The sequence below is a fragment of the Vibrio sp. 10N.222.46.A1 genome (assembly GCF_041473595.1).
GTDB lineage: Bacteria > Pseudomonadota > Gammaproteobacteria > Enterobacterales > Vibrionaceae > Vibrio > Vibrio tasmaniensis_A.
The window spans coordinates 1-467 of the sequence record NZ_JBFRSN010001237.1; the positions used below are offsets into that span (position 1 = coordinate 1).

At 47.3% G+C, this 467-nt stretch carries 1 protein-coding gene; it reads left to right on the top strand.

Annotation, left to right across the window (positions count from 1 at the left end):
* The coding region (locus tag AB4496_RS25535; protein WP_372132642.1) for a methyl-accepting chemotaxis protein at nt 1–454 on the top strand (454 nt) is incomplete at its 5' end.
* Nucleotides 455–467 lie beyond the last annotated feature (13 nt).

Consider the following 467-nt stretch of genomic DNA (forward strand, 5'->3'; position numbering starts at 1 on the left):
TGCCGCGATTGAAGCCGCGCGAGCTGGTGATCAAGGCCGAGGTTTTGCCGTAGTTGCTGATGAAGTTCGTAAGCTTGCAAGCCGCACACAAGAGAGCACGGGCGACATTCACAAAATGATCCAACAGCTAAAATCCGCTTCAGATGCCGCGGTTAAAGCAATGGATTCCAGCCAAAGCAGAAGTGCTCAAACGGTAGAAGAAGCGAACGCAGCAGCTGCAGCACTTGCTAAAATTCAAGATTCGATTGATACCATCATGGACATGAACTCACTGATTGCAACGGCGACTGAACAGCAGAATATTGTTGGCCAAGAGATATCTCAACGCATTGTTGTGATTTCAGACCAAAGTTCTCAATCGGCATCGCTAGCAAACCAAAACCGTACAGGTAGCCAAAACTTAAACAGCCGAGCAAACGAGTTGTACCACTTGGTTGATCGCTTCACGGTTTAATGCTTAATGCTTA